The 23612-nt window shown below is 37.1% G+C and carries 19 protein-coding genes; 14 read left to right on the plus strand and 5 right to left on the minus strand.

Translation table 11 applies throughout. The features are described from left to right. The first annotated feature begins 32 nt into the window (after positions 1–32). The gene (gene purB / locus AC0L6O_RS00235) at positions 33–1376 is read left to right on the plus strand and encodes an adenylosuccinate lyase (protein WP_473305446.1); all 1344 of its coding nucleotides are present in this window, start codon (positions 33–35) and stop codon (positions 1374–1376) included. A 220-nt stretch (positions 1377–1596) separates the two neighbouring features. Here the strand turns inward: purB and AC0L6O_RS00240 are convergent, their stop codons facing one another. Further along, the gene (locus AC0L6O_RS00240) at positions 1597–2247 is read right to left on the minus strand and encodes a hypothetical protein (RefSeq protein WP_473305448.1); all 651 of its coding nucleotides are present in this window, start codon (positions 2245–2247) and stop codon (positions 1597–1599) included. Positions 2248–2471: 224 nt separating this feature from the next. Here AC0L6O_RS00240 and fucP point away from each other — a divergent pair, with 224 nt between their 5' ends. After that, on the plus strand, positions 2472–3740 hold the full coding sequence (gene fucP / locus AC0L6O_RS00245; protein ID WP_473305450.1) for an L-fucose:H+ symporter permease: 1269 nt from the start codon (positions 2472–2474) through the stop codon (positions 3738–3740). Between the two features lie 173 nt (positions 3741–3913). Continuing rightward, positions 3914–4534, plus strand: a complete 621-nt coding sequence (locus tag AC0L6O_RS00250; protein WP_473305451.1) for a hypothetical protein — start codon at positions 3914–3916, stop codon at positions 4532–4534. Here the strand turns inward: AC0L6O_RS00250 and purU are convergent. After that, positions 4531–5370, minus strand: a complete 840-nt coding sequence (purU, locus tag AC0L6O_RS00255; RefSeq protein ID WP_473305453.1) for a formyltetrahydrofolate deformylase — start codon at positions 5368–5370, stop codon at positions 4531–4533. The genes AC0L6O_RS00250 and purU overlap by 4 nt on opposite strands. Before the next feature lie 207 nt (positions 5371–5577). On the opposite strand from purU, the gene AC0L6O_RS00260 reads away from it, so the two are divergent. Beyond that, positions 5578–6990 carry a tetratricopeptide repeat protein gene (locus AC0L6O_RS00260; RefSeq protein WP_473305455.1) on the plus strand — a complete coding sequence of 471 codons (1413 nt, stop codon included), beginning with the start codon at positions 5578–5580 and terminating at the stop codon, positions 6988–6990. Between the two features lies 1 nt (position 6991). On the opposite strand, the gene AC0L6O_RS00265 is transcribed toward AC0L6O_RS00260, so the two are convergent. Next, positions 6992–9025 carry a tetratricopeptide repeat protein gene (locus AC0L6O_RS00265; protein ID WP_473305456.1) on the minus strand — a complete coding sequence of 678 codons (2034 nt, stop codon included), beginning with the start codon at positions 9023–9025 and terminating at the stop codon, positions 6992–6994. Positions 9026–9216: 191 nt separating this feature from the next. Here AC0L6O_RS00265 and AC0L6O_RS00270 point away from each other — a divergent pair, with 191 nt between their 5' ends. From AC0L6O_RS00270 to AC0L6O_RS00290, 5 genes are read left to right on the plus strand one after another with little or no spacing between them, the layout of a single operon-like run. Beyond that, positions 9217–10932: a tetratricopeptide repeat protein gene (locus AC0L6O_RS00270; RefSeq protein ID WP_473305457.1), complete on the plus strand. Its 1716-nt coding sequence runs from the start codon at positions 9217–9219 to the stop codon at positions 10930–10932. 9 nt (positions 10933–10941) lie between these two features. Continuing rightward, complete coding sequence (gene lolB1 / locus AC0L6O_RS00275; RefSeq protein ID WP_473305459.1) at positions 10942–11760, plus strand: lipoprotein insertase outer membrane protein LolB1; 819 nt, start codon at positions 10942–10944, stop codon at positions 11758–11760. 40 nt (positions 11761–11800) lie between these two features. Then, complete coding sequence (locus AC0L6O_RS00280) at positions 11801–12985, plus strand: murein hydrolase activator EnvC family protein (protein ID WP_473305460.1); 1185 nt, start codon at positions 11801–11803, stop codon at positions 12983–12985. A 57-nt stretch (positions 12986–13042) separates the two neighbouring features. Next, positions 13043–13861 (plus strand): 3-methyl-2-oxobutanoate hydroxymethyltransferase, encoded by an 819-nt coding sequence (gene panB / locus AC0L6O_RS00285; protein WP_473305461.1) that lies wholly within the window; start codon positions 13043–13045, stop codon positions 13859–13861. Positions 13862–13898: 37 nt separating this feature from the next. Further along, positions 13899–15920, plus strand: a complete 2022-nt coding sequence (locus AC0L6O_RS00290) for a ComEC/Rec2 family competence protein (protein WP_473305463.1) — start codon at positions 13899–13901, stop codon at positions 15918–15920. Here the strand turns inward: AC0L6O_RS00290 and AC0L6O_RS00295 are convergent. Continuing rightward, positions 15917–16468 (minus strand): cob(I)yrinic acid a,c-diamide adenosyltransferase, encoded by a 552-nt coding sequence (locus AC0L6O_RS00295; RefSeq protein ID WP_473305464.1) that lies wholly within the window; start codon positions 16466–16468, stop codon positions 15917–15919. The two genes, AC0L6O_RS00290 and AC0L6O_RS00295, sit on opposite strands and share 4 nt — an antisense overlap. Positions 16469–16545: 77 nt before the next feature. Here AC0L6O_RS00295 and AC0L6O_RS00300 point away from each other — a divergent pair, with 77 nt between their 5' ends. Together AC0L6O_RS00300 and AC0L6O_RS00305 are read left to right on the plus strand one after the other, a co-directional pair. Next, positions 16546–17043: a hypothetical protein gene (locus tag AC0L6O_RS00300; protein ID WP_473305466.1), complete on the plus strand. Its 498-nt coding sequence runs from the start codon at positions 16546–16548 to the stop codon at positions 17041–17043. Next, positions 17040–18257 carry an S-adenosylmethionine:tRNA ribosyltransferase-isomerase gene (locus AC0L6O_RS00305; protein WP_473305467.1) on the plus strand — a complete coding sequence of 406 codons (1218 nt, stop codon included), beginning with the start codon at positions 17040–17042 and terminating at the stop codon, positions 18255–18257. Before AC0L6O_RS00300 ends, AC0L6O_RS00305 begins: the two co-directional genes overlap by 4 nt. Here AC0L6O_RS00305 and AC0L6O_RS00310 read toward each other — a convergent pair. Further along, positions 18244–19272 (minus strand): LacI family DNA-binding transcriptional regulator, encoded by a 1029-nt coding sequence (locus AC0L6O_RS00310; RefSeq protein ID WP_473305469.1) that lies wholly within the window; start codon positions 19270–19272, stop codon positions 18244–18246. The two genes, AC0L6O_RS00305 and AC0L6O_RS00310, sit on opposite strands and share 14 nt — an antisense overlap. A gap of 209 nt (positions 19273–19481) precedes the next feature. On the opposite strand from AC0L6O_RS00310, the gene uxuA reads away from it, so the two are divergent. From uxuA to AC0L6O_RS00325, 3 genes are read left to right on the plus strand one after another with little or no spacing between them, the layout of a single operon-like run. Further along, positions 19482–20681 (plus strand): mannonate dehydratase, encoded by a 1200-nt coding sequence (gene uxuA / locus AC0L6O_RS00315; protein WP_473305470.1) that lies wholly within the window; start codon positions 19482–19484, stop codon positions 20679–20681. An 11-nt stretch (positions 20682–20692) separates the two neighbouring features. Next, positions 20693–22777, plus strand: coding sequence for an alpha-glucuronidase family glycosyl hydrolase (locus AC0L6O_RS00320; protein ID WP_473305471.1), 2085 nt, complete (start codon positions 20693–20695; stop codon positions 22775–22777). A gap of 46 nt (positions 22778–22823) precedes the next feature. Continuing rightward, the gene (locus AC0L6O_RS00325; protein WP_473305472.1) at positions 22824–23579 is read left to right on the plus strand and encodes an SDR family NAD(P)-dependent oxidoreductase; all 756 of its coding nucleotides are present in this window, start codon (positions 22824–22826) and stop codon (positions 23577–23579) included. Positions 23580–23612 lie beyond the last annotated feature (33 nt).

Consider the following 23612-nt stretch of genomic DNA (forward strand, 5'->3'; position numbering starts at 1 on the left):
ATTTAGTAATTTCGCGACTTAATAATAATAGCATGCAATTAAATTCCCTTACGGCCATTTCTCCTGTAGACGGTCGATATAGACGCCATACGGAGAGTCTTGCTCCTTTCTTTTCTGAGTTTGGACTTATTCACTATCGTGTAAAAGTTGAAATTGAGTATTTCATAGCTCTTTGTGAAAAGCCTTTGCCACAGCTGGCAGACTTCAACAAAGCACTCTTCCCTGCTCTTAGAGACATATATAACAATTTCTCGGAGGCAGATGCTTTAGAAATTAAAGAGACCGAAAAAGTTACAAATCACGACGTAAAAGCCGTGGAGTACTTTATAAAAGCAAGGTTTGAAAAGATGGAAATTTCTCAGTTTTCTGAGTTTATTCATTTTGGACTTACCTCTCAAGATATTAATAATACCTCTATTCCATGGTCTCTTAAAGATGCTTCGGAAGAAGTTCTTTTTCCTGCGATAAACGGAATCATTGAAAACCTTTCCGCCCTGTCAAAAGAATGGGAAGACATTTCAATGTTAGCAAAAACACATGGTCAGCCAGCCTCCCCTACCAGATTAGGAAAAGAAATGGCCGTTTTTGTTGAAAGATTATCGGTACAGTTTGACCAATTAAAAAGTATTCCGTTTTCTGCTAAGTTTGGCGGAGCCACAGGAAACTTCAATGCCCATCACGTAGCCTATCCTGAGCACGACTGGGTAGCCTTTGGAAATAACTTTGTGAACAATATTCTTGGCCTTAACAGAAGCCAGAAGACGACACAAATAGAGCATTACGATAATTTTGCAGCATATTCTGACGCTTTGAAACGTATCAACAACATATTGATAGATTTCTCAAGAGATATCTGGACCTATGTAATGATGGAGTATTTCAAACAAAAAATCAAAGCAGGTGAAATTGGCTCATCGGCCATGCCTCATAAGGTAAACCCTATCGATTTTGAAAATGCAGAAGGAAACTTAGGTGTGGCTAATGCTTTACTAGAGCACTTTGCAGCAAAATTACCAATATCAAGACTTCAAAGAGACTTGACGGACTCTACTGTTCTTAGAAACGTAGGTGTTCCTATTGGCCATGCCGTAATTGCTCTTAAATCCTTAGAAAAAGGAATTGGCAAATTACAGCTGAACAAAGAAGCCATCGATAGAGATTTGGAAAACAACTGGGCAGTAGTGGCTGAGGCCATTCAAACGGTATTAAGAAGAGAAGGTTTCCCAAAGCCTTACGAAGCATTGAAAGACTTAACGCGTAAAAACGAAAAGATTACAGAAAAGTCAATCAAAGAATTTATAGAGTCTTTAGACATTTCTGACAAAGTAAAATACGAACTAAAGGCTATTACGCCTTTTACTTTTACTGGGGTTTAGCAGAATCTCAAATGTTTATATCAAGCCGAAGCCTTTTGGGTTTCGGCTTTTTTTATGATTCCATTTTCCAATAAAATCACTTCATCAGCAAAGCCTTCGAAGTTATGACGGTGAGTGACTTCCTTTTAGAACCGCTCTAATTAGCCTAATAACTTTCTATTTCCCTCTATCTCTTAATACATGAGAACGATATTTCCTTCCGCACAGTGAAAAACAAATCTCATTTTACTTTTTTAGTCCTATTCTTTCGTTTATTCCAATAGTAATTTAAGCCAATACTTGTCCAATAGTTTTTTCTACTTATCGACGGGTTATCAATAGGCAAAACACTAAATACATTAATAGAATTCTCTATTTTAAGTGCAATAGTATTACTTCTACCGGGCAGAGAAAGTAAAAGCCCCATTGAAGAATTTACAAATCGATATTTTTCAAACTCAGATACCTTATTTAAAGCTTTTTGATTTATCAAAAAGTTAGTATTTAATAAAATATCCAAATTAAACCTTTCCCACTTAATTAAGTTATAGTTTAGGTTTATTGAAGGGTTCAAAAGCCACCCTGAATTTCCTCTTTCATAAATCGACTTATTGTTGAAACCGCCAAATCGACCAATATTTAATCCATAATTTAAGTTAAGATCATGATTTTTTAAGTTTACAGTTTTCGCAGTGAGGTAAGTGTCAATTGATAAAATAAAATCCTCCCGATAATAAAGTCTTTTAGATTTTACTCCTGAGACATTATTAATGGAATATTTCTTGACAAAATTAATTGATGAGGAGAAAGGTGCAGTCTTCTGAGCATTAACATGCGAATTAATCAGTAAATGACTCGCTACTACTATACAACTGAGTGCTCTTAATTTCATTTGGATAAAATAATAATTACCATAAAATATATTCCTATATTTTCTCATTTAAGGAAAATGACAATACCATCTAATTTAGAAATTAAAGAAAAATAATTTACACACAAAGACACGTCCTCTATTACTCCTTTTGCATTTCCTGATGCAAATTGAGCAGATTCATAAGAGAACAGCTTTCTAGTCAAATAGAATTTCTATTTTAGCATTAACAACCCTTATATAAAATGCTAAAGAAAACTCCCATCATCCCTTTTATTCTCACCACAAGTCTTTTTGCCTTGTGGGGTTTTGCCAATGACATTACCAATCCTTTGGTAAAAGCCTTTGGTACCATTTTTAATCAAAGCCAAACCATCAGCACCTTTGTGCAGGTAGCTTTTTATGGTGGATACTGCTTAATGGCTATTCCCGCCGCTATTTTCATCAAAAAATACTCCTATAAGAAAGGGCTTTTAATAGGACTTGCTCTTTATGGTTTAGGCTGTTTGGCATTTATTCCCGCAGCACAGCTAGGCGTTTTCCAAGTTTTCTTAGTCGCCTATTTTATCATGACTTGTGGTTTAAGTTTCTTAGAAACCAGTGCCAACCCATACATTCTTGCCATGGGAGAAGAAGAAACCAGTACGCAAAGATTAAATCTAGCTCAAGCTTTTAATCCTATTGGTTCTATTACTGGTGCATACATTGCTACTAATTTCATTTTAGGAAAAATGAACAAAATGGGCACGCAAGAGCGTGGCGAACTTTCTGCTACCGACTTTGACGCAGTAAAAATGGCCGACTTAGAAATAGTCAAAGGTCCTTACGTCATTATCGGTTTAGTTCTGATAATCATGTTTGTACTGTTCTTGATCTATAAAATGCCAGAATACAAAGAAGCGGACACCTCTAAAGGGTTAGATATCAAAGGCACTTTTCAGCGATTAATGAAAAACGGAAGGTATAAAGAAGGTGTAATAGCACAAGCTTTTTATGTAGGTGCTCAAATAGCCATGTGGACTTTCATAGTACAATACGGCACAGAGGTTTATATGAACCTTGGCATGATTGAAGCCGAAGCGGTAGAAAAGTCTAGTGGTATCCAGATATACGCTTTAGTCCTTTTTGCAGCCAGCAGATTCGTCTTCACCTTCTTAATGAAATTTATGCAGCCTGGTTTCTTATTGATGCTTTTAGCCACATTAGCAATCGTCTTATTGCTTCCTGTCATATTTGTAGGCGGAGAAATAGGCATGTATTGCATTGTTGGTGTTTCTGGCTGTATGTCTTTAATGTTCCCAACTATTTATGGTATTGCACTAAAAGGAGTGGGAGACGATGCCAAGTTAGGTGCAGCAGGTTTAGTGGCCGCTATTGGTGGTGGTGCACTATTGCCATTGGTTCAGGCTTCTATTATTGACAATTCTTCTGTGAATTTATCTTTCATTGTTCCATTAGTATGTTTCATCGTAGTGGTGTTTTACGGAAGAAGAGCGTATACCAAATATGCTTAAGCAGAGAATATTAGACAATTTGAAGGAATAAGAATCTCTTAAAATAGTTGACAAAAGGCTTATTTATTATTTAGTAAATAAGCCTTTTGCTTACCTACTAAAGTAGATTCAGTATTAAAAAATCAATAAGTCATTAAGATTTTGCGTTATTAGCAACAGAATAACCATTATTAATGCTAAGATCACTTATCACCATATTCGTATTCCTTATAGGCTTTCAAGCTTTTTCTCAAGAAATGCCACAACCTGAGGAAGATAAGCCCATTTATTTTGAGCAACCTAAGTCTAATTTCAAAGAGAATTTACACTACGGTGGGAACGTTTGGTTAGGCTTTTTTGGTACTTTCTACGCCGACCTCTCTCCTATGGCTGGTTATGAACTAAATGAAGCAGGAACAATAGCAGGTTTAGGGGCCACATTTATTTATCAAGGCAGTTACAATCCTAACGGAACGGGAGTTGCTATGGCTGGTCCAAGGATATTTGTGCGTCAGCCAATCTGGCGAAGCATATTTGCTCATGCAGAATATGAAATCATAAATGCCCCAGAAACCCAATTCTACTCCTTCGACCAAAACAATCTGCCTGCTGGATTAGAAGAATATCCTAGAAAATGGGAAGGCTCACCCTTAATAGGTCTTGGTTTTTACCAAGGTGGAAATAGACAGCAGTCCGGAAGTTTCATCTCCGTCATGTATAACATTGGTCACTCTTATGGAAAAGGATTTGTGTCTCCACAAGGTTTAGGTGGCAATGACTCCCCTTTAGTATTAAGGTTAGGATTCTTCTTTTAAAGAATAATTGTCTTATTCCCAAAAATAAAGACGCGGTCGTTAAAGACTAATTTTAGTGCTTTGGTAAGTACCATTTTCTCTACGTCCTTACCTTCTCTTGACATGTCTTTTGAACTGAATCGATGGTCCACTTTTTTCACGTCTTGAGCAATGATTGGGCCTTCGTCCAAATTGTTATTGACAAAGTGAGCTGTAGCTCCAATAATCTTAACACCACGGTCAAAAGCCTGCTTATATGGATTTGCTCCGATAAATGCTGGTAAAAAAGAATGGTGAATATTGACAATCTTGTTTGAAAACTTCGCCACAAAGTAAGGCGTCAAAATCCTCATGTATTTAGCCAAAACCAGATACTCTGGCTGATAGTCATGCACCACCTTCATTATAGCCAACTCATGGTCCTCTCTGGAAAGTCCTACATGACTTACATGATGAAAAGGGATATCAAATTTGTCAACAAAAGGCTTCAGGGAGTCATAGTTACTAATCACTGCCAAGATATTAGCATTTAATTCGCCAAAGTGATAGCGTGTAAGTAAATCAGAAAGGCAATGATGCTCTTTAGTACATAGAATAACTATATCCTTTTTCTTTTTAGGATTTAATCGGAACTTGATTTCTTCATTTGGCACCCTTTTTCTCAAGTCAGGAATAACTCTTTCCGTATCGAAACCTTCCTCACTTTCAAACTCCGTCCTCATAAAAAACTGGCCAGCAGGGCTCACATACTCATCTTGATTGATGATGTTGCACTCATTTTTATAAAGAACTTTTGTAACGTGATAAACCAAACCTTTTGAATCTGGTCCTTCCATTAAAAGGATATTTCTAGTCATTTTCTGTTGCCAAAGGCTAATTTTATGCGAAACAAATAGATGGTAGTACCATCAAGCAAATTATATGAACTTTATTTTTAGATTTTTATGTTTTAAGTTTCACTTTAGTGGTAAAAAATTACATTTCGTTAAAATTAATTGTGATGCTAGAATAAATAATTTTAATTTCATGTTACACAGGAAAACCCGAAACCTTGAAGCCTATAAATGAATATTGAATTTAACGATAATTTTGATGAAGTAGGAGACAAAGGCATTAACCAAACCGCAAAGAAATTTGAGGACATGGTTCTTAATGACGAGTCTCACTACCTAAACGAAGATACCTACGAATCACTATCTGAGTTTTACATAGAAAAGTCTGATTGGGTTTTAGCGAAAAAAGCGTGTCAACTAGGCTTAAATCAATATCCTTATTCTTTAGAACTCCTTTTAAACAGAACCCAGCTTCATGTCAATGAACTAGAATATGAAGAGGGCATAGAGCTTCTGGAGAAGGCTGCCACTTTTTTTCCTGCCGATACAGAAATACTCTATATGAAAGGGGTTATTTATAATTTGATGGGCGAACACCAAACCGCTCTTGAATTACTGGAAAGAGCATTGCTCCTCTCTGACCAAAAAGATGACATTCACTTTCAATTAGCTCAAACTTTTCAAAATATTGGCGAATTTCAAAAGGCCGTATTTCATTACAAAGAGGCTATTAAACTGGGTTATGACAACGAAATAGCTTACTTAGAGCTAATTTATAACCTAGAATACTTGAATACCTTAGAGGCTAGTATTCCATATTTCAAAAACTTAACTGACGAAAAGCCATACTCGCATTACGCTTGGTATTGCCTTGGTCTAGCTTACAGCAGGCTAAAAAAATATCCAGAAGCCATTAGAGCCTTTGATTTTTCTGTAGTTATAAAGGAGGATTTTGCCAGTGGATGGTTTAACCTTGGCCATAATTACATGAATGAGGAGAACTATGAAAAAGCAAAAGGGTCTTACGAAAAAACGCTTAGTCTAGAAAAACCTTCAGCTGAAGTATTAACCTATTTAGCTTCTAGCTTAGAAAAACTTGGCGACTTTTTAGGAGCTTTTCAAAACTTCAAAAAAGCCACAGAAATAGAAGAAAATTGGGAAGAAGCTTGGTACGGTATGGCATCCGTGCTTTTTGAGCAGAAAAAATGGATGGAAGCCATTCATTTTGCAAAAAAAGCGACCAAAATAAATGAAACAAATAGCGACTATTGGCTTATTCAAGGTGATATAGAAGCTCAACTAGGAAATGTAGCTTCAAGCATTGAAGCCTATAACCGTGCAGCTAATCTTGACCCTGAAAATATAGACATATGGTTAAATTGGTCTTTACTCTATTTTGACCAAAAAGAGTACCATAAGGCATTTGAAGTTATCTATAACGCCATTGAAGAGGTTCCTGACGAAGCCGACCTTTACTACAGAGCTACCGTTTATTTAGTATATGACGGCACCTATAACGAGGCGTACAAATATCTTCAAGATGGTTTGAATTTAGATTTTGATGCTCACGAGCAAATTTATCCGTTCTTCCCAAACTTAAAGACCCAAAAAGCTCTTTTCAGAATTATTGAGCAATACAAATAGGCTAGAAAGCAACGCCATTCTGCGTTAATATATCTATAGCTTCCTGCTTACCTTTTTGTGCCGCCTTTTTATACCATTCTATGGCATCATTTATTAAGCCTCGGTTAGCGTGGTTAATTCCTATGTTATACTCATAATCGCCACTAGGGTCTAATTCAGCTGCCTTTGCCCAATATGCCAAAGCTTCATCATTCCTACCCGTTTCAGCTAGGCTTAATCCTATATTTTTATAGGCCACTAAAAAGTCAGGTGCTTTTTTAATCAAAGCTTCCAATTCCTCTATCTCTTTCGAAAGGTTTCCTTCCTGTCTATAGCTAAAAGAATGATTTAGTAACAAATCAAGGTTATCAGGATTTTCTAAAATCAATTTATCATAAAGTGCCCTAGCCTCTTCCCCTCTTCCTACTGAAGAAAGAACAGAACCGTAAGTATGCATATAGTCAAAATTATCAGGTTCAGCTTCTGCCGCTAGTTTTGCGTATTGATAAGCCTCTTCGTTCCTATCCGTTTTACTCAAAACCAAAGCCATTAACCAGTCTGTTCTGGTCTTAACAGGCATATAATTATAAGCTCGCTGTATATAAGGCAATGCCAAATCATACTGGCCTTCATCTATATACATAGAGCCAATGGTTCGGCAAACATCTGCATTCTTAAAACCATTATTATCAGCTTGTGTTAGGTATTTCTTTGCTAATGTAAAGTCTTTCTCCCCTAAATGGTACCAACCAATATTACTAAGCACCATGGCATCTTGTGGGTAAACCTTTTCAGCTGGCGTAAAGAGCGTATAACCATTTTTCCAATGGGGCACTTGAATAAAAGTCAATACAGCATAAATACCCAAAAGACCATAACTTATATATTTCCAAGAAACACCTTCTGCTATTTTATTTCCAAGAAATAAGCTTATCAAAAAGAGTGGTCCAATGGAAGACAAGTAATAGTACCTATCAGCCACTATGGCACTTCCTACTGGTAAAATCTGTAAAACGGTAGAAATAGCAATAGTGAAAAAGGCCACCGCCCACCAGATTCTTTTATCTTTTCTTCCTAAGAAATACATGACTCCGAGAAAAACCGGAAGGGCAGCTGCCGCCAAATTAAAAATACCTGGAATAGCCCCATTCGGCTTTCCTGGATAAGGATAAAAAGGGAGTAAATTATAAGGTACAAGTGTTTTAACCCAATAAAATAAAAATGAGTAACAGGCTATTCTAGCTCTTTCAGAAACAGTATAAGCCGCTGAAATAACTGAGCTCGCATCTGCTCCAGCATCTTTCTGTGCAGTGGTAGCTATATAAGCAAAAGATAAAGTGATTATGAAGTACGGAATCTTATCCAACAAGTTTTTAATTGACAGCTTTTTACCCAAAAACCACCAATCGGTAATAATTAATAAAGCTGGCAGAACTACTGCCATACCTTTTGATAAACATGACAAAATGAAGAACAAGAGCGAAAGACCATATTGAAGTTTGTTCTTTTCGGCATCATACTTCAAGTAGGTCCATACAGAAAGAAGCAGGAAAAGTGTATAAAGCACGTCTTTTCTTTCCGCCGCCCAGGCCACGGACTCTACGTGCAAAGGATGTAAAGCAAAGAAGCCTGCCGTTAAAAGAGCTACCCAAGTATTTCTATTTAGCCTCTTAATCAGCAGGTAAACCAAGAAACTATTTAAGCCATGCAGCCAAAGGTTATTAAAATGATAAAACCAAGGACTATCGCCCACTAACGCGTACTCCAAAGCCAATGAAAGCATGGTTAAGGGATGAAAGTTACCAACATGAAAGCCCGTCAAAAGGGAATTAAGGTCAAATGTTTTAACCGCCTCATTAAGGGTGATATAAGGGTCATCATCCCAAACCAAGCCATTTGACCAGATTTGAGCATATGACAAAAAGATACCCCCCATCAAAATGAGCAAAACCCACTTTTGATCAATTTCAAAACTAGCTTCTTTTTCCGCTACTGGTCTTGCTACCTTTTTAACTTCTGAAACCTTTTTATTTTTCTGATACCTATTTTTTGCCATCTAAACGCTGTCTTCAACAAATTATATTTATTACAAATTTGTATAAAAATGTGACATTTTCATCCTTCCCTGGCCTATAAAATCATATTTTGGCTAATTGTAACAAATTGAGGTACTTTGCGTTCTGATTTGGCAGAACTATTGCAAAGCTTTAAACAGCTTCTGCTAACTCACTAAAAACGAAATCTTTAATGTTAAAAAGGCTTTTCTTTCTTACTTCAATACTTACTCCTTTTATGTCTTTAGCCCAAGATATAACTGAAGATGTGGTAAAAAACGACGAAGACATTTCGGCTGAAGCCTCCTTTATTGAAGGGATGAAAGAATACATTGCCGAAAACTATGCTAAATCGGCTAATATATTTGAAGGAGTAATTAAAAAGCATGAACCTACCGCAGGAATGTATCACATGCTTAGCAAGGCCTACCTCCAACTAAATAACTTGAATGACGCATCTGTAGCTGCAAAAGAAACGCTAAACCTAGAAAAAGATAATACCTACTATCAAACGTTTTATGCAGATATTTTAACGCAGCTTTTAGACTATGACGGTGCCATTGATTTATACAAAAAGGTAATCCGAAAAAATCCTTTAGACATATCTACCTATATTCTTTTAAGTGAAATTTATATAGTACAAGAGGAATATGACGCCGCCATAAAGCTCTACAATCAAGTAGAGAAAAACATTGGCTCTGACGAAGAAATATCTCACAGGAAGCAAATGCTTTATTTGAGACAAAACAAGGTAGATGAAGCCATAAAAGAAGGTGATAGACTTATGGAAAGTCAACCATTGGATCCTGAATATGTGCTAAATCAGGCTCAGATAATGATTGGCAATCAGAAACTACCTGATGCCGAAAAGCTACTTTTAAACCACCTTAAAAGCGACCCAAACTTAGCTGAAGGTCACGTACTATTAGCCGATATCTATAGACGCTTTGGAGACATTGATGCCTGTCACGAACACTTAGAACTTGCCTTTGAGAATCCGTCATTAGAATCTGAAATAAAACTTAAAGTGCTAGGCTCATTTATAAAACTAGTAGAAGAAAAGCCCGACACGGAAAGTATTAACAACGCTATCTCCTTAACTCAAAATCTAATTGACATTGACCCTGAATTAGCAGGAGCTTATGTTTTCATGGGCGATCTTCTTATGAAAAAGGGTAGACTAGAAGAGGCTAGAGAAAATTATGTTAAGTCTACAGAGTTTGACAAGTCTGTTTTTGAAGTTTGGTTAGCCATTGTAGAATTAGACACTAAAACAGAAAACCTTAAAAATCTAGTAAAGGATGCAGGGAAAGCGGCGGAATACTTCCCGAATCAAGCCTTTTTCTGGTATCACTTTGGGTATGGAAACGTTTTAATCAAAGATTATGAAGAAGCTATTTATGCACTAGAAGAGGCTAGAAATCTCTCGTTTGACAAGCCTGAGCTCTTAAAGCATATCTTATCTTTATTAGGCGATTCTTATAACGCAGCTAAACAATACAATGATTCAGAAAGAGCCTATGAAGAAGCCCTTAAAATGGATCCTGAATACTTGCCCGTTTTAAACAACTATAGTTATTTCTTGGCTTTAAGAAACAAAAACCTCCCAAAAGCCCAAGAAATGTCTAAGAGACTAGTAAGTCTTTCCCCTTCCAATGTCGATTATTTAGACACAAGAGCTTGGGTTTTATTTAGAGCGGAAAACTATCTACACGCTAAAGAAGTTATTGAAAGTGCTGTGATTTACGCCAAAGATGTCAACGGAACTGTCTTAGAACATTACGGAGATATCTTGTACAAACTTGGAGACAAACCTCAAGCCTTAGAGCAATGGAAAAAGGCCAAGTTATTAGGCGAAAACAGCAAAACGATTGACCAAAAAATTTCAGAACAGAAATACATAGAATAATCCCTTTTCATGGCCCTTAATTTAGTTCGCCTTCTGATTCTCTCTTCTCTTCTATTTGTTCAGTTTTCCTGCAAGCGAAGTAAAATTCAAAAATCCATTGCAGAATTACCAAAATCAGATATTGCTGGAATTGACTCTACCTTAATTGTTCCCAGTGTTGCAGATTTAGTAATTCAAGAGTCCGATTTTCAATACCTAAAACTTAAGAGTAAGATTGATTTCCAATCAGAAAACCTATCGCAATCTTTCCCTGCCAATGTACATATCAAAAAAGATAGTGTCATTTGGATTTCCGTTTCTGTGGGAATTGAGGCCGCTAGATGTCTTATAACACAAGACTCCATTCAGTTTTTAGATAGAATTAACCGCAATTATTACGAGCTAAGCATCTCCGAGTTAAGCGAGCAGTTCAATTTTGACTTTAACTTTAGCATTTTACAGTCGCTCCTTATAGGTAACCTGCCTTTTAGCAAAAGAGACAAGGACCAAGTGGTTTTAAATAGCTTGTACACCAGTTTGTTTCAACAAGCAAGGAACATAAAGATTGAGAACCAAATTGATAACGTTAGTCATAAACTAACCACTGTCCTTGCTGAGGATTTAGGAGGTAAAAGTAAGCTTGGCGTTTCATACTCCGACTTTTTTCAAGAAGTAAGCGGTGGCGTGGTGCCCCATGCAATCTTTGCAAAAATTGATGTTTTTAGAGGAGATATGGTAAAAACTTCCACACTTGACTTCAAACATACTAAATTTGAATTCTTAGATAGCGAACTCCGCTTTCCTTACACCATTCCTAAAAGTTATCAGAAGGGTGTAATAGTCTTTTAAAAGGAACTACATTCTTTAAAAATTAGCTTTAATTTTGAATATGAATTTCAATCTCAAAAAGGCAGCCCTCTTAATCACATTTTTATGTGTAGGCTTTTCTGTTTTGGGTCAAAAGTCAAGAGAGCAGTTAGAACAAGAAAAAAAGGCTAACCTCGAAAACATCAAGCGAGCAGAAAGGGTTTTAAACCAAACTAGCTCTAAGAAAAAAGCCTCACTAGGGAAAGTTAAAGCTCTAAATACCCAAATCATAAATCAGCAAAAGCAGATTGACCTTTTCTCTGAAGACATCAACCTTATCAATACAGAAATTAGCGAGTTAGAGCTAGCAAATGCTGAGCTTCAAAAAAAACTATCCGCATTAAAAAAGGAGTATGCCGAAATGCTTTATATAGCTTCCAAATCAAGTGGAAAGCTAAATAAGCTAAGTTTTCTTTTTTCTGCGAGGTCATTTAATGACCTCGTAATGCGATATAAATACCTAGAACAATACACTGACAACAGGAAAATTCAGGTGGCTCAAATCAATACCGTTTCGGAAACTCTTGCAGCTAGACAAAAGGATTTGTCACAAAAGAAAGTGCAGAAACAGAGTGTCTTAACCCAAAAGAAAGGTGAAACCAATAAATTGTCTTCGCTAAAAAGAGAGCAGTCATTAACGGTAGCCCAACTAGCAAAGCAAGAAAAACAGATTAGGAAAGAGATTCAAGACACTAAAAAGGCTATTAAGAGGTTAGACAACTTGATTTCGTCTATCATTAGAAAATCTTCTAATAGCAATGTCACTAAAAATGAAGCTGTGGTAAATACCGCTTTGTCCGCCTCTTTTCAAAACAACAAGAAAAGACTCCCTTGGCCTGTTCAAAATGGCTTTATCTCTGATAAATTTGGTGTTAAAAACCACCCTCTTTTGAAGAATATAAAAATTGATAATAATGGTGTTGACATTCAAACTTCGCCAAACGCAAGAGTCAGTTCCGTTTTTGACGGGATAGTACTAGACATCTCTCAAATCCCTGGTTTAAACAATGTCATTGCCATTCAGCATGGCGACTACTATACCGTTTATGCCAACTTAAAGTCTGTTAGTGTAAAACTTCAGGACAAAGTAATAGCAGGGCAGCTGATAGGAATAGCAGGGCAAAAGGACGGAGAATACGAAATCAATTTCCAAGTTTGGCAGCAATTCACCAAAATGAATCCTGAACTTTGGCTAGCTAGAAAATAGCTCGATTTGGAAAGCACAAAAAAAACTTCAATCTTCAATAATAATTAAAGCATAATCATGTCTGTACATTCTGATATTAAAAGAGTCACCACCAACATTCTTCGCAACATGAAAGACAATGGTGATAAGATTGCTTGTTTAACAGCATATGATTATTCTATGGCTGCCTTAGTAGATGCTGCTGGCATCGAACTGATTCTTGTGGGCGATTCTGCCTCCAATGTAATGGCAGGCCATGAAACCACGCTTCCTATTACACTAGACCAAATGATTTACCATGCTCAAGGTGTAATACGTGCTGTAAAAAGGGCTTTAGTGGTAGTTGATTTGCCTTTCGGTAGTTATCAAGGAAACTCCACGCAGGCTCTAAAATCGGCTATCAAGATCATGAAAGAATCTGGAGCACATGCAGTAAAAATGGAAGGTGGCAAAGAAATAGAGGAGTCAATAACCAGAGTACTAAGTGCTGGAATTCCGGTGATGGGTCATTTAGGCTTAACGCCACAGTCTATTTATAAATTTGGAACTTATACAGTAAGAGCAAAAGAAGAAGAAGAGGCCGATTTACTAAAGTCAAATGCTAAACTTTTAAGCGACCTAGGCTGCTTTGGTGTAGTCCTTGAAAAAATACCTAGAGGCCTAGCGGAAGAAGTGACTGCTTCTATAGAAATTCCAACCATTGGTATTGGTGCAGGAAGTGGCTGCGATGGTCAAATCTTGGTAATTCATGATATGCTAGGCATAAACAAAGATTTTAGTCCGCGTTTTTTAAGACGCTATGCCGACCTACATAAAGAAATGACAAATGCTTTTACAGGATATATAAAAGATGTAAAATCGGGAGACTTCCCGAACGAAAAGGAGAGTTATGGCTAGTGTTGGCTAAAACTCCACACACTAAAATAAAAACCAAATGGAACTTAGAGCCTATCCATACATACGCTTAGTTCTCTTTCTAATTATTGGAATATACGCTTACGAATATCAATTCTTAAGCGAAACGGTTTTTCTATTAACCTTAGCCAGTGCCACCGTTCTTTTTACAATCGGATATTTCTTCACTAAAGCAGGCATCCTTCAAAGCATTGGAATATATACACTTTTAATTTGTCTCGGATTTGGAGCAGCACAAATCAGCAAGAAAAACCAAGCCACCGACTCCTTAAGCAACTTGGACGGCTATATGGTCAGAGTTAATGGAGCCGTTGAAACCAAACCCAAGTCTTTTAAAGCAATTGCCGAGATTCTAAGTATAAGAAAAGACAGTACTTGGAAAGACTCAAAAGGAGAAATATTACTCTATTTCACTAAAGAACTAGATAAACCACAATATGGCGATATTTATCTTATCAATAATTCACCACGAGAAATAGAAGGCCCGAAAAACCCATTCGAGTTTAATTACAAAACCTTTCAAAACAGAAGAGGTATCCAATCACATCATTTCCTAAGAAAAGACGATTTTGTCAAACTAGGCCATAAAGCAAAATACCCTATTCTGGCTTGGTCATATAATCTGAATGAGCAGTGTGGTAGCATCCTCAAAGAAAAGCTAGATAATAAAGCGGGTTTAGCGGTAGCCGAAGCCATGTTACTAGGAACCAAAGATGAATTAGATAATGACACAAGAGACGCTTACGCCACTGCAGGAGCGGTTCATATCTTAGCTGTTTCTGGCTTGCATGTTGGTATATTGATGTTGATGCTCAACTTCCTTTTAAGTCCATTAAAAAGAAATCCTTTGCTTTTTGGTCTACTTACCGTCTCTTTACTTTGGGCGTATGCTGTTTTCACTGGCTTGTCTCCAAGTGTAACCAGAGCCACTTTAATGTTCAGCCTATTTCAACTTGGAACAATGTTTAATAGAGACAAAAATAGTATCAATGTTTTGGCAGGCTCTGCCTTCTTACTTTTGTTGCTTAAGCCTTTCTGGCTATTTGAAGTTGGGTTTCAATTATCCTATTTAGCCATATTTGGAATTATATATTTATTTCCATTTCTCAATAAACTTTACGAACCCAAAAACTGGCTCATTGCTAAACTGTGGCAAATAAGTATAGTTTCCATTGCTGCTCAATTATTCACTTTCCCATTAAGTATCTACTATTTTCATCAATTCCCAAACTACTTCCTTTTGACTAATCCGATAGTAACAGTCATGAGTTTCGCAGTACTTTTTGTAGGTATTTTTAGTCTAATTTTCACCGCAGTGCCGTTTATATCAGATATACTTTACTGGGTATTAAACCTTGTTTTGGATATTTTAAACAAATGCATTTTTCTAATTTCGTCTCTTCCTGAATCAAAAGCCCTCGGCTTTTCTATTTCTCAAACGGAAGTAATTCTACTCTATTTATTCTTATTCTGCATTATTCTATTCTTCCTGAAAAAGGATATCAAGTTCTTTTTAGTAGGACTTACCCTATTAATTGGTTTATCATTTTGGAACATTTCTGAAGACATTCATCAAAGCAAACAACGTGCTTTAACCTATCATTTCATTCCTAAATCATCGGGAATTAGCATTATCCAAGCTAAGTCCGCTGTGTTTTTGACAGACTCCACCACCGCCAACAATCCTAGGGCGTATGACTTTCACCTTAAAAACTATTACGACAATAAAGGAATTCAAAACTATAAAATCATCAGTCCTGAAAAAGAGAACACAAGCTATACTTTTGAAGTAGCTAGTTCCAAAAACCTTTGGATAAGAAGGTTTTATCGTGGCAAAGTAAGTGAAGAGTTCAATAGAATATTAGTATCGAACAACGCTGTTTATGACCTCGAAAAACAGTTTACTACATATCCTAAGCAAATCATTCTAGATGATTCTAACTCGAAATACAGAATAAGTAAACTTAAGAACCAAGCAGACTCCCTAGGCATTAACCTCATCTCACTTTATGAAAGTGGCGGAACCACCTTCACCTACTAAACTCGTGGAATCCATTTGACCTCCTCGGCATCTTCTTCTTTGCCTATCAGTCTAGAAAGCACAAACAGATAATCAGAAAGCCTGTTTAAATACTTAATGAGTATAAAGTCTAAACCAGCTTCATCATGAAGCCTAATAGCACATCTTTCAGCCCTTCTGCAGATCGTTCTTGCTAAATGAGCATAAGAAACATTAATAGCACCACCGGGCAACACGAAATGCCTTAAACTTGGCAACTTCTCATTCATAGCGTCCATCTCTTTTTCTAAAAGTTCAATATCATCCTCAATAAGATCAGGGAGTTTTTTTGCTCTACCCTCTGGAATTGAAGCTAATTCTGCCCCTATGGTAAAAAGTCTATCTTGAATTTCTTTCAAAAGAACCCTTCGTTCCATATTTTTAGAAACATCTCTCAGCAAACCAATCCAAGAATTTAATTCATCAACGCTCCCATAAGCCTCAATTCTTAATTCTCCCTTGCTAATTCGCTCTCCGCCTATTAGGCCTGTGGTGCCATTATCACCAGTTTTAGTATAAATCTTTGACATAATTATTTTTAGAAGTGATGCAAGGCTAAATTTGCACTCAAATTAATACTACCACAAGAAATTTAAGTATTTAAAATATGTACACCGTTATTTTCAATTACTGGAGAAGGGCTGCTTTTTTATTTCTACTTGGGCTTTTGCTCTTTTGTTATGTGGGTTTCCCTGACTCCATAGCATATAAGCACAATGGAGTGGGTAGACCAATTGGCTTTATTGACAAACAAAATTTCTTCTATTTATCGGTAGGAGTGATTGTTGGACTAAACCTTGTTTTCGGTCTTGTCAAATCTCAGTTTCAAAAAATAGACTTTCAAAAATTGCTTCCAAACAATAATTGGGGGACAAACCAAGAATACCTAAAAAACCTACTTTCAGGATGGTTTAATGCCATACTTGCTTTTATAAATACCTATTTAGTTTTTTCATTGATGGGGCTAAAAAGTATAAACATGGAAGTAGAGCAAAATCTCGATAGAGATTATAGCTGGTTTTTAATCATTGGAGCAATCGTTCTAATTGGTCTAATTTTCTCAGTTCCTCTAAAAATCTTGTTTTCTAATCCTCCTAAAAATTGATAATTCCTTCCGAAATACGAATAGAAGACTTCAATTATTCGCTTCCTGATTCTCAAATAGCCAAGTACCCACTTAGCCCAAGAGACTCATCAAAATTGCTTGTATATAAAAACAAACAAATAAGAAGCGAAGCTTTTTCGTCACTCTCAGCTGAACTACCTAAAAACGCTCATTTAGTTTTTAATAATACTAAGGTTATACCTGCTCGTTTATTTTTCAGAAAGCAAACTGGAGCTTTAATTGAGATTTTCCTTTTAGAACCAATTTTGCCCAGCAAAGTCATTTCTCAAGTAATGGAATCAACAGATTCTACTACCTGGAAAACAATGATTGGGAATAAAAAAAAATGGAAAGATGAAGTATTAAGTCTAGATATTCCGATTGAAAATGGAAGTGCAATAAATGTCAAAGCAGAACTTGTAGAAAGAGAAGAAAACACCATTTCATTCAAATGGACTGGTGGTATTAGTTTTGCAGAGCTCGTCAAAGTATTTGGAGAAATACCACTTCCACCCTACCTCAATAGAAAAACGGAAGAAATAGATAAAGAAACTTATCAAACTGTTTATTCAGAATCTGACGGAGCAGTAGCTGCTCCGACCGCTGGGCTTCATTTTACAGACAATACTTTTGAAAGCTTGAAAGAACGAGGAATAAAAACTTCCTTTATAACACTTCATGTGGGAGCTGGCACTTTCCAACCCGTTAAAACTGAAAATGCTCTGGAACATCACATGCATTCCGAGCAAATAGTCTTTTCTAAAAACTTTCTTAAGTCTCTACTAGAACATGGCGGCCCCATAATTCCTGTTGGCACTACGTCCATGCGTTGTTTGGAAAGTCTCTATTGGTTTGCTTTAAAAGTTTGGAAAGATAGAGAAAGTCAAATTCCATTTAAGATTGAAAAGCTTTTCCCGTACGGGTTTGAAGAAAATGACTTACCGAATAAAAAGGAAGCCATTCAGGCTATTCTTGAATACATGGAAAACCAGAACACTGAAAAGCTAGTTGGAGATACAGAGATTTACATTTTCCCTGGTTACAAACCACGCCTTTGTGAGGGTATCATAACCAATTTCCATCAACCAAAGTCAACACTACTGCTACTCATATCTTCACTAGTAGGAGACAAATGGAAAGAAATATATGATTTTGCCCTACAGAAAGAGTATCGCTTTTTAAGTTATGGAGACTCAAGTCTTATTCTGCCTTAAGCCTAAGAGAACTACCTCTTGGAATTAATTCATGTCTTAAGACAATCGTGTTAGTCAGCTGCACTTTGGTGTCACCATTCAAATGGCTAATTAGACTTCTAGCAGCAATCTCACCCATTTCTTCACCTGGGTAATGAACAGTACTCAACCTTGGCCCCACTATCCTAGTTATAGGGTCATCATTGAAACCTATAATCGCAATATCTTCGGGAACACTAATTCCTTCCTTTTTTAAAGAAACCATTAAAGATGCAGCACAGGTGTCATTAGTAACAAAAACTCCGTCTGGCTTATTCTCAAGATCTACTATGTGCTGACTAACCTCACTTGATGCTTCCAAACGTAAGTCTGTAACAAAAAGCATGTCCTCATTAAATTCAAGACCAGCATCAGCCAGGGCTTTCAAGTAACCATGATATCTATCTCTGTAAACATTCCAACCCAGGTCTCCCGTGAAATGGAATATCCTTTTACAGCCTTGCTCTATTAAATGAGTTGTAGCATCGTACCCTGCTTGAAAATTATCAATAACTATTTTAGGTATCTTTTTTATATCCAAAACTCTATCAAAGAACAGCGTGGGTATACCTTTTCTTAGAAATGGCTCAATATGATTAATATCTTCAACACTTGACAAGGTAGAAACCAATAAACCATCAACCCTAGAGTTAAACATTGTTTTTGCATTGGCTATTTCCTTAACTGCAGAATCCAAGGATTGAGTGATGAGCAAATTGTAACCACTTTGATTGGCTTCTTTCTCCATACCAGCTAAAACAGTCGCAATAAAGTACGAATCTAGTTTAGGCACCATTACTCCAAGGGTCATAGTAGACTTTGCCCTTAAATTTTTTGCGAACAAATTTGAACGATATCCTAAGTCGCTGGCGGTTTGATTTATCTTTTTCTTGGTTTTTTCATTTATAGCAGGGTGATCATTCAGTGCCCTACTTACTGTAGAGGCAGAAATGTTCAATTGCTCCGCAATATCATAAATGGTAACTTCTTTGTCCATGAATAGTAGCTTATTGAATTTGTAAAAATAGTTCTTTTAAATTTCACAAAAATGAGTCGTAAGAACAATGCAATCGGTTGAATTCTTGTAAATCTTCGTATATTTCACCCTCAAACCTAATATCTTTTGATATTTTGTTTTCTTTCAACTTATTATGAAACTTCGCTTTATTTGCGAAGCAGTATAAACCTATAAAATTGAAGTAATCGATGAAACACACCATGAGATGGTACGGCCCAAAAGACGGGGTCAGTTTAATGGACATAAGACAGGCAGGGTGCTCAGGCGTTGTAAATGCCCTTCACGAAGTACCTGTAGGCGATGTTTGGTCACAGTCCGAAATTCAAAAAAGAAAAGACATAATAGAGGCAGACAATGACAAGTATACTCCACTTACATGGGATGTAGTTGAAAGTTTACCGGTTCATGAAGACATTAAAAAAGGAATTGCCTCAAGAGAAAAGTATATAGAAAACTATAAAACATCTCTTAGGAATTTGGCCGCCTGCGGTGTAACCACCGTGTGTTACAACTTCATGCCTGTTTTAGACTGGTCAAGAACTCAGCTTAACTATCAAATGCCCGATGGTTCTTATGCATTAAGGTTTGTTTACCTAGACTTTGCAGCCTTCGACCTTTTCATATTAAAAAGAGCTGGAGGAGAGGCAGACTATGACGATGAAACGCAAAAAGCCGCAAAGGAGCGATTTGAGTCAATGACCGAGGCTGAAATCAAAAAGCTTAAAGGTGCTATTTTACAAGGACTACCTGGTTCTGATGATGCATTTACCTTAGAGTCTTTTCAAGCACTTTTAGACGAGTACAAAAACATAGGAGACAAAGAACTAAGAGAAAACCTATACTATTTTATACAGCAAGTTGGTCCAGTAGCAAAAGAAGTTGGTGTCAATATGTGCATCCACCCGGATGATCCACCAAGACCATTAATTGGCTTACCAAGGGTATTTTCTACACAAAGTGATGTAGAACAACTAATGAATGCTTATAACGACCCAGCTAACGGAATCACTTTCTGCACGGGTTCTTTAGGCGTAAGACCTGATAATGATTTAGTAAGTATCATAAAGCAGTTTGGATACAGAATCCACTTCATTCACCTCAGAACTACCATGAGAGAAGAAACTCCTGGAAACTTCCATGAAGCTCCTCATATGGCTGGTGATGTAGACTTTTACGATGTAGTTAAAGCGTTATGGCAAGAGCAGTATAGAAGAGAAAGTGCTGGCGAAAAAGTAACGCTAATTCCGATGAGACCTGATCATGGTCATCATTTTTGGAGTGATATGGACAAAACATACTACCCAGGATATTCTTACATGGGTAGATTAAAAGGTCTAGCAGAACTTCGTGGTTTAGAATACGCTATCAAAAGAGAGCTCAAAAACTAAACTAATTAGTAATGAAACGATTATTTGTGTTCTTCATGCTCTGCAATTTTTTAAGCTTTGCAGATGATGGCTCTCGTCTTTGGTTAAAGTATGATTTGATAAAATCAGAAAGTCAAAGAAAGGTTTACAGCAAGACGTATAAAAAGATTGTTGTTTTAAACCAAACGCCTGGAATAGAACTGGCAGCAAAAGAGCTACAAGAAGCCTTGACAGGTCTTCTTGGTACAAAAATTCCAATTTCTTACGAATCTAACAATGTCACTTCAAGCAAGAAAAGCATTGTCTTGGGTTTAACAGACCTAGGATCGGAAGAAGGCTTCAGCATTGCAGGAGATAATAAAAGTGCCCGAATTGAATCAAAATCTGAAATTGGTTTGCTTTACGGCACCTTTGCCTTTATCAGAAGGATACAAAATTTAGAATCTACCACTTTTCAATTAACCGATAGTCCTAAAGTCAAAGTTAGGATGCTTAATCATTGGGATAATGCCGACGGAACAGTAGAGCGAGGCTACGCTGGCTCCTCTATGTGGAAATGGCCAGAACTGCCAGAGACTATTGACCCTAGGCTTATTCAATATGCTAGAGCAAATGCATCAATAGGCATAAATGCGGTCAGCATTAATAATGTTAATGCAAGTTCGCGTTTTCTTACTCCTGAGTATCTAAGAAAAATCAAAGGCGTAGCCGATGTTTTAAGACCGTACGGAATCAAAGTCTTTATATCTGTCAATTTCAAATCACCTAAAACTCTTGGCGGATTAGAAACGTCTGACCCTCTTGACGAAAGTGTAAGAAACTGGTGGCTGAAAAAAACGAATGAGATTCATGACTACATTCCTGACTTCGGCGGCTACTTGGTTAAAGCCAATTCTGAAGGAGAACCTGGTCCACAAGACTATGGTAGAACCCATGCGGATGGAGCCAATATGCTAGCAGCAGCTTTAGAAAAAAGAGATGGCATCGTTATATGGCGAGCCTTTGTTTATAATGCAGATATTAACGGCGACCGTTTCCAAGAAGCTTTCAATCAATTTAAACCTTTAGATGGAAGTTTCCATGAAAAAGTAGTGGTTCAGGTGAAAAATGGCCCGATTGACTTTATGCCACGTGAGCCATTTCACCCCATGTTTGGTGCTTTTCCAAAGACACCACTCGCAATGGAGTTTCAAATCACACAGGAATATTTAGGACAATCTACCCATCTTACCTATTTGGCTCCCATGTTTAAGGAAACCTTAGACTCTAAAATAGATGCGAATTACACAGTTGCAGAAGTAGTAGAAGGCACCAAAGACAAATTTCCAATATCGGTAATCGCTGGTGTAGCAAATACTGGCTCAGATGTTAACTGGACAGGCCATCCATTTAACCAAGCAAACTGGTACGCTTTCGGAAGGCTCGCTTGGGATTATTCTTTAAGCTCTGAACAGATAGCTAAAGAATGGACAAACATGACTTTAAGCCATGAGCCGTCTGTTGTCAATTCCATCGTTGATTTAATGACCGAATCTCTGCCTACTTATATAAAATATACCTATCCGCTCGGCCTACATCACATGATGGGCGAAGGACATCATTACGGGCCTCAGCCTTGGCTTGAAAAGAGTGGCAGACCAGATTGGACTTCGGTATATTATCACAGAGCTGACGCCAAAGGAATAGGCTTTGACAGAAATGGTAAAATGAGCAATGCTCTTAGCTTATACAGCAAAGAGGTTCAAAACAAATGGAACAATCCTGCTACCTGTGATTTAAACTACCTCATGTGGTTTCACCACCTAGACTGGACCTATAAACTGTCAACAGGCAATACCGTTTGGGATGAACTGATGATTAGATATTTCCAGGGGCCGGAAGAAGTTAAAGCTATGCAAAGTCAATGGGAAAAACTTAAAGGAAAAATTGACAGTGAGTTCTTTGACAACGTGGCAGGCAGATTAAAAACTCAAGAAAGAGAAGCTTATTGGTGGCGAGACGCTTGTTACTTATACTTCAAAGACTTTTCAAAACTACCTCTTCCAAATGGTTTAAAGGCACCATCTAGAACGTTGGAAGACGTTAAAAACATAGAACGAATATACCATTTAAGATAAAGAGTAGTCTAAACACATTGCTTTAGACTTATACAACCCAAACCCTATGAATAAATTCTCATTAGAAGGAAAACTAGCCTTAGTAACAGGCGGTGGTGCAGGCATTGGCCTAGCTATTACAGAATGCTTTATTGAAGCAGGTGCAACTGTAGTAATCACTGGAAGACGTGAAGAGGTTTTAAAAGCCACAGCACAAAACCTTGGTTCGAAAGTTCATTACTTCGTTAATGATATTACAAATCTTGACAGCCTTCCCGAACTAGTTGAAAACATTGAGAAGAATATTGGAAACATAGACGTTTTAGTAAATAATGCTGGGGTAAATCAAAAGAAACCAGCGGTTGAAGTCACGAATGAGGAATTTGACCGTGTGGTACAAACAAACCTTTATGGTGTTTTTGCATTGACCAGAGAGGTTGGAAAAAGAATGACCACTCGTAAGTCAGGCTCTATCATCATGATTTCCAGCATGGCGGCTTATTACGGAATTGACAGAGTAGTTTCTTATACAGCTTCAAAAACTGGCGTAGAGGGTTTAGTAATGGCATTCTCTTCAGAGTTTGGGAAAGACAATGTAAGGGTAAACGCAATAGCTCCAGGTTTCATAGAAACTAACATGATGCTAACCGCCATGAACTCTGACCCTGCAAGAAAAGACAAAGCTTTTGACAAAATTCACTTAAACAGATGGGGTAAAATAAAAGATATAGGTTACGCCGCTGTCTTCTTTGCTTCAGATGCATCGGAGTACATTACATCAGTCTCTCTTCCAGTAGATGGTGGAAATAGCAAAGGCTTTTAATCGAGAGCTTACCAGTAGCTATCGATGACTGTT

It is taken from the genome of Arcticibacterium sp. GJ41-1 (assembly GCF_055808875.1).

Excerpts from the sequence above, each read along its gene's own strand:
- purB (WP_473305446.1), top strand. The coding sequence starts at position 33 with ATGCAATTAAATTCCCTTACGGCCATTTCTCCTGTAGACGGTCGATAT.
- AC0L6O_RS00240 (WP_473305448.1), bottom strand. The coding sequence starts at position 2,247 with ATGAAATTAAGAGCACTCAGTTGTATAGTAGTAGCGAGTCATTTACTG.
- fucP (WP_473305450.1), top strand. The coding sequence starts at position 2,472 with ATGCTAAAGAAAACTCCCATCATCCCTTTTATTCTCACCACAAGTCTT.
- AC0L6O_RS00250 (WP_473305451.1), top strand. The coding sequence starts at position 3,914 with ATGCTAAGATCACTTATCACCATATTCGTATTCCTTATAGGCTTTCAA.
- purU (WP_473305453.1), bottom strand. The coding sequence starts at position 5,370 with ATGACTAGAAATATCCTTTTAATGGAAGGACCAGATTCAAAAGGTTTG.
- AC0L6O_RS00260 (WP_473305455.1), top strand. The coding sequence starts at position 5,578 with ATGAATATTGAATTTAACGATAATTTTGATGAAGTAGGAGACAAAGGC.
- AC0L6O_RS00265 (WP_473305456.1), bottom strand. The coding sequence starts at position 9,025 with ATGGCAAAAAATAGGTATCAGAAAAATAAAAAGGTTTCAGAAGTTAAA.
- AC0L6O_RS00270 (WP_473305457.1), top strand. The coding sequence starts at position 9,217 with ATGTTAAAAAGGCTTTTCTTTCTTACTTCAATACTTACTCCTTTTATG.
- lolB1 (WP_473305459.1), top strand. The coding sequence starts at position 10,942 with ATGGCCCTTAATTTAGTTCGCCTTCTGATTCTCTCTTCTCTTCTATTT.
- AC0L6O_RS00280 (WP_473305460.1), top strand. The coding sequence starts at position 11,801 with ATGAATTTCAATCTCAAAAAGGCAGCCCTCTTAATCACATTTTTATGT.
- panB (WP_473305461.1), top strand. The coding sequence starts at position 13,043 with ATGTCTGTACATTCTGATATTAAAAGAGTCACCACCAACATTCTTCGC.
- AC0L6O_RS00290 (WP_473305463.1), top strand. The coding sequence starts at position 13,899 with ATGGAACTTAGAGCCTATCCATACATACGCTTAGTTCTCTTTCTAATT.
- AC0L6O_RS00295 (WP_473305464.1), bottom strand. The coding sequence starts at position 16,468 with ATGTCAAAGATTTATACTAAAACTGGTGATAATGGCACCACAGGCCTA.
- AC0L6O_RS00300 (WP_473305466.1), top strand. The coding sequence starts at position 16,546 with ATGTACACCGTTATTTTCAATTACTGGAGAAGGGCTGCTTTTTTATTT.
- AC0L6O_RS00310 (WP_473305469.1), bottom strand. The coding sequence starts at position 19,272 with ATGGACAAAGAAGTTACCATTTATGATATTGCGGAGCAATTGAACATT.
- uxuA (WP_473305470.1), top strand. The coding sequence starts at position 19,482 with ATGAAACACACCATGAGATGGTACGGCCCAAAAGACGGGGTCAGTTTA.
- AC0L6O_RS00320 (WP_473305471.1), top strand. The coding sequence starts at position 20,693 with ATGAAACGATTATTTGTGTTCTTCATGCTCTGCAATTTTTTAAGCTTT.
- AC0L6O_RS00325 (WP_473305472.1), top strand. The coding sequence starts at position 22,824 with ATGAATAAATTCTCATTAGAAGGAAAACTAGCCTTAGTAACAGGCGGT.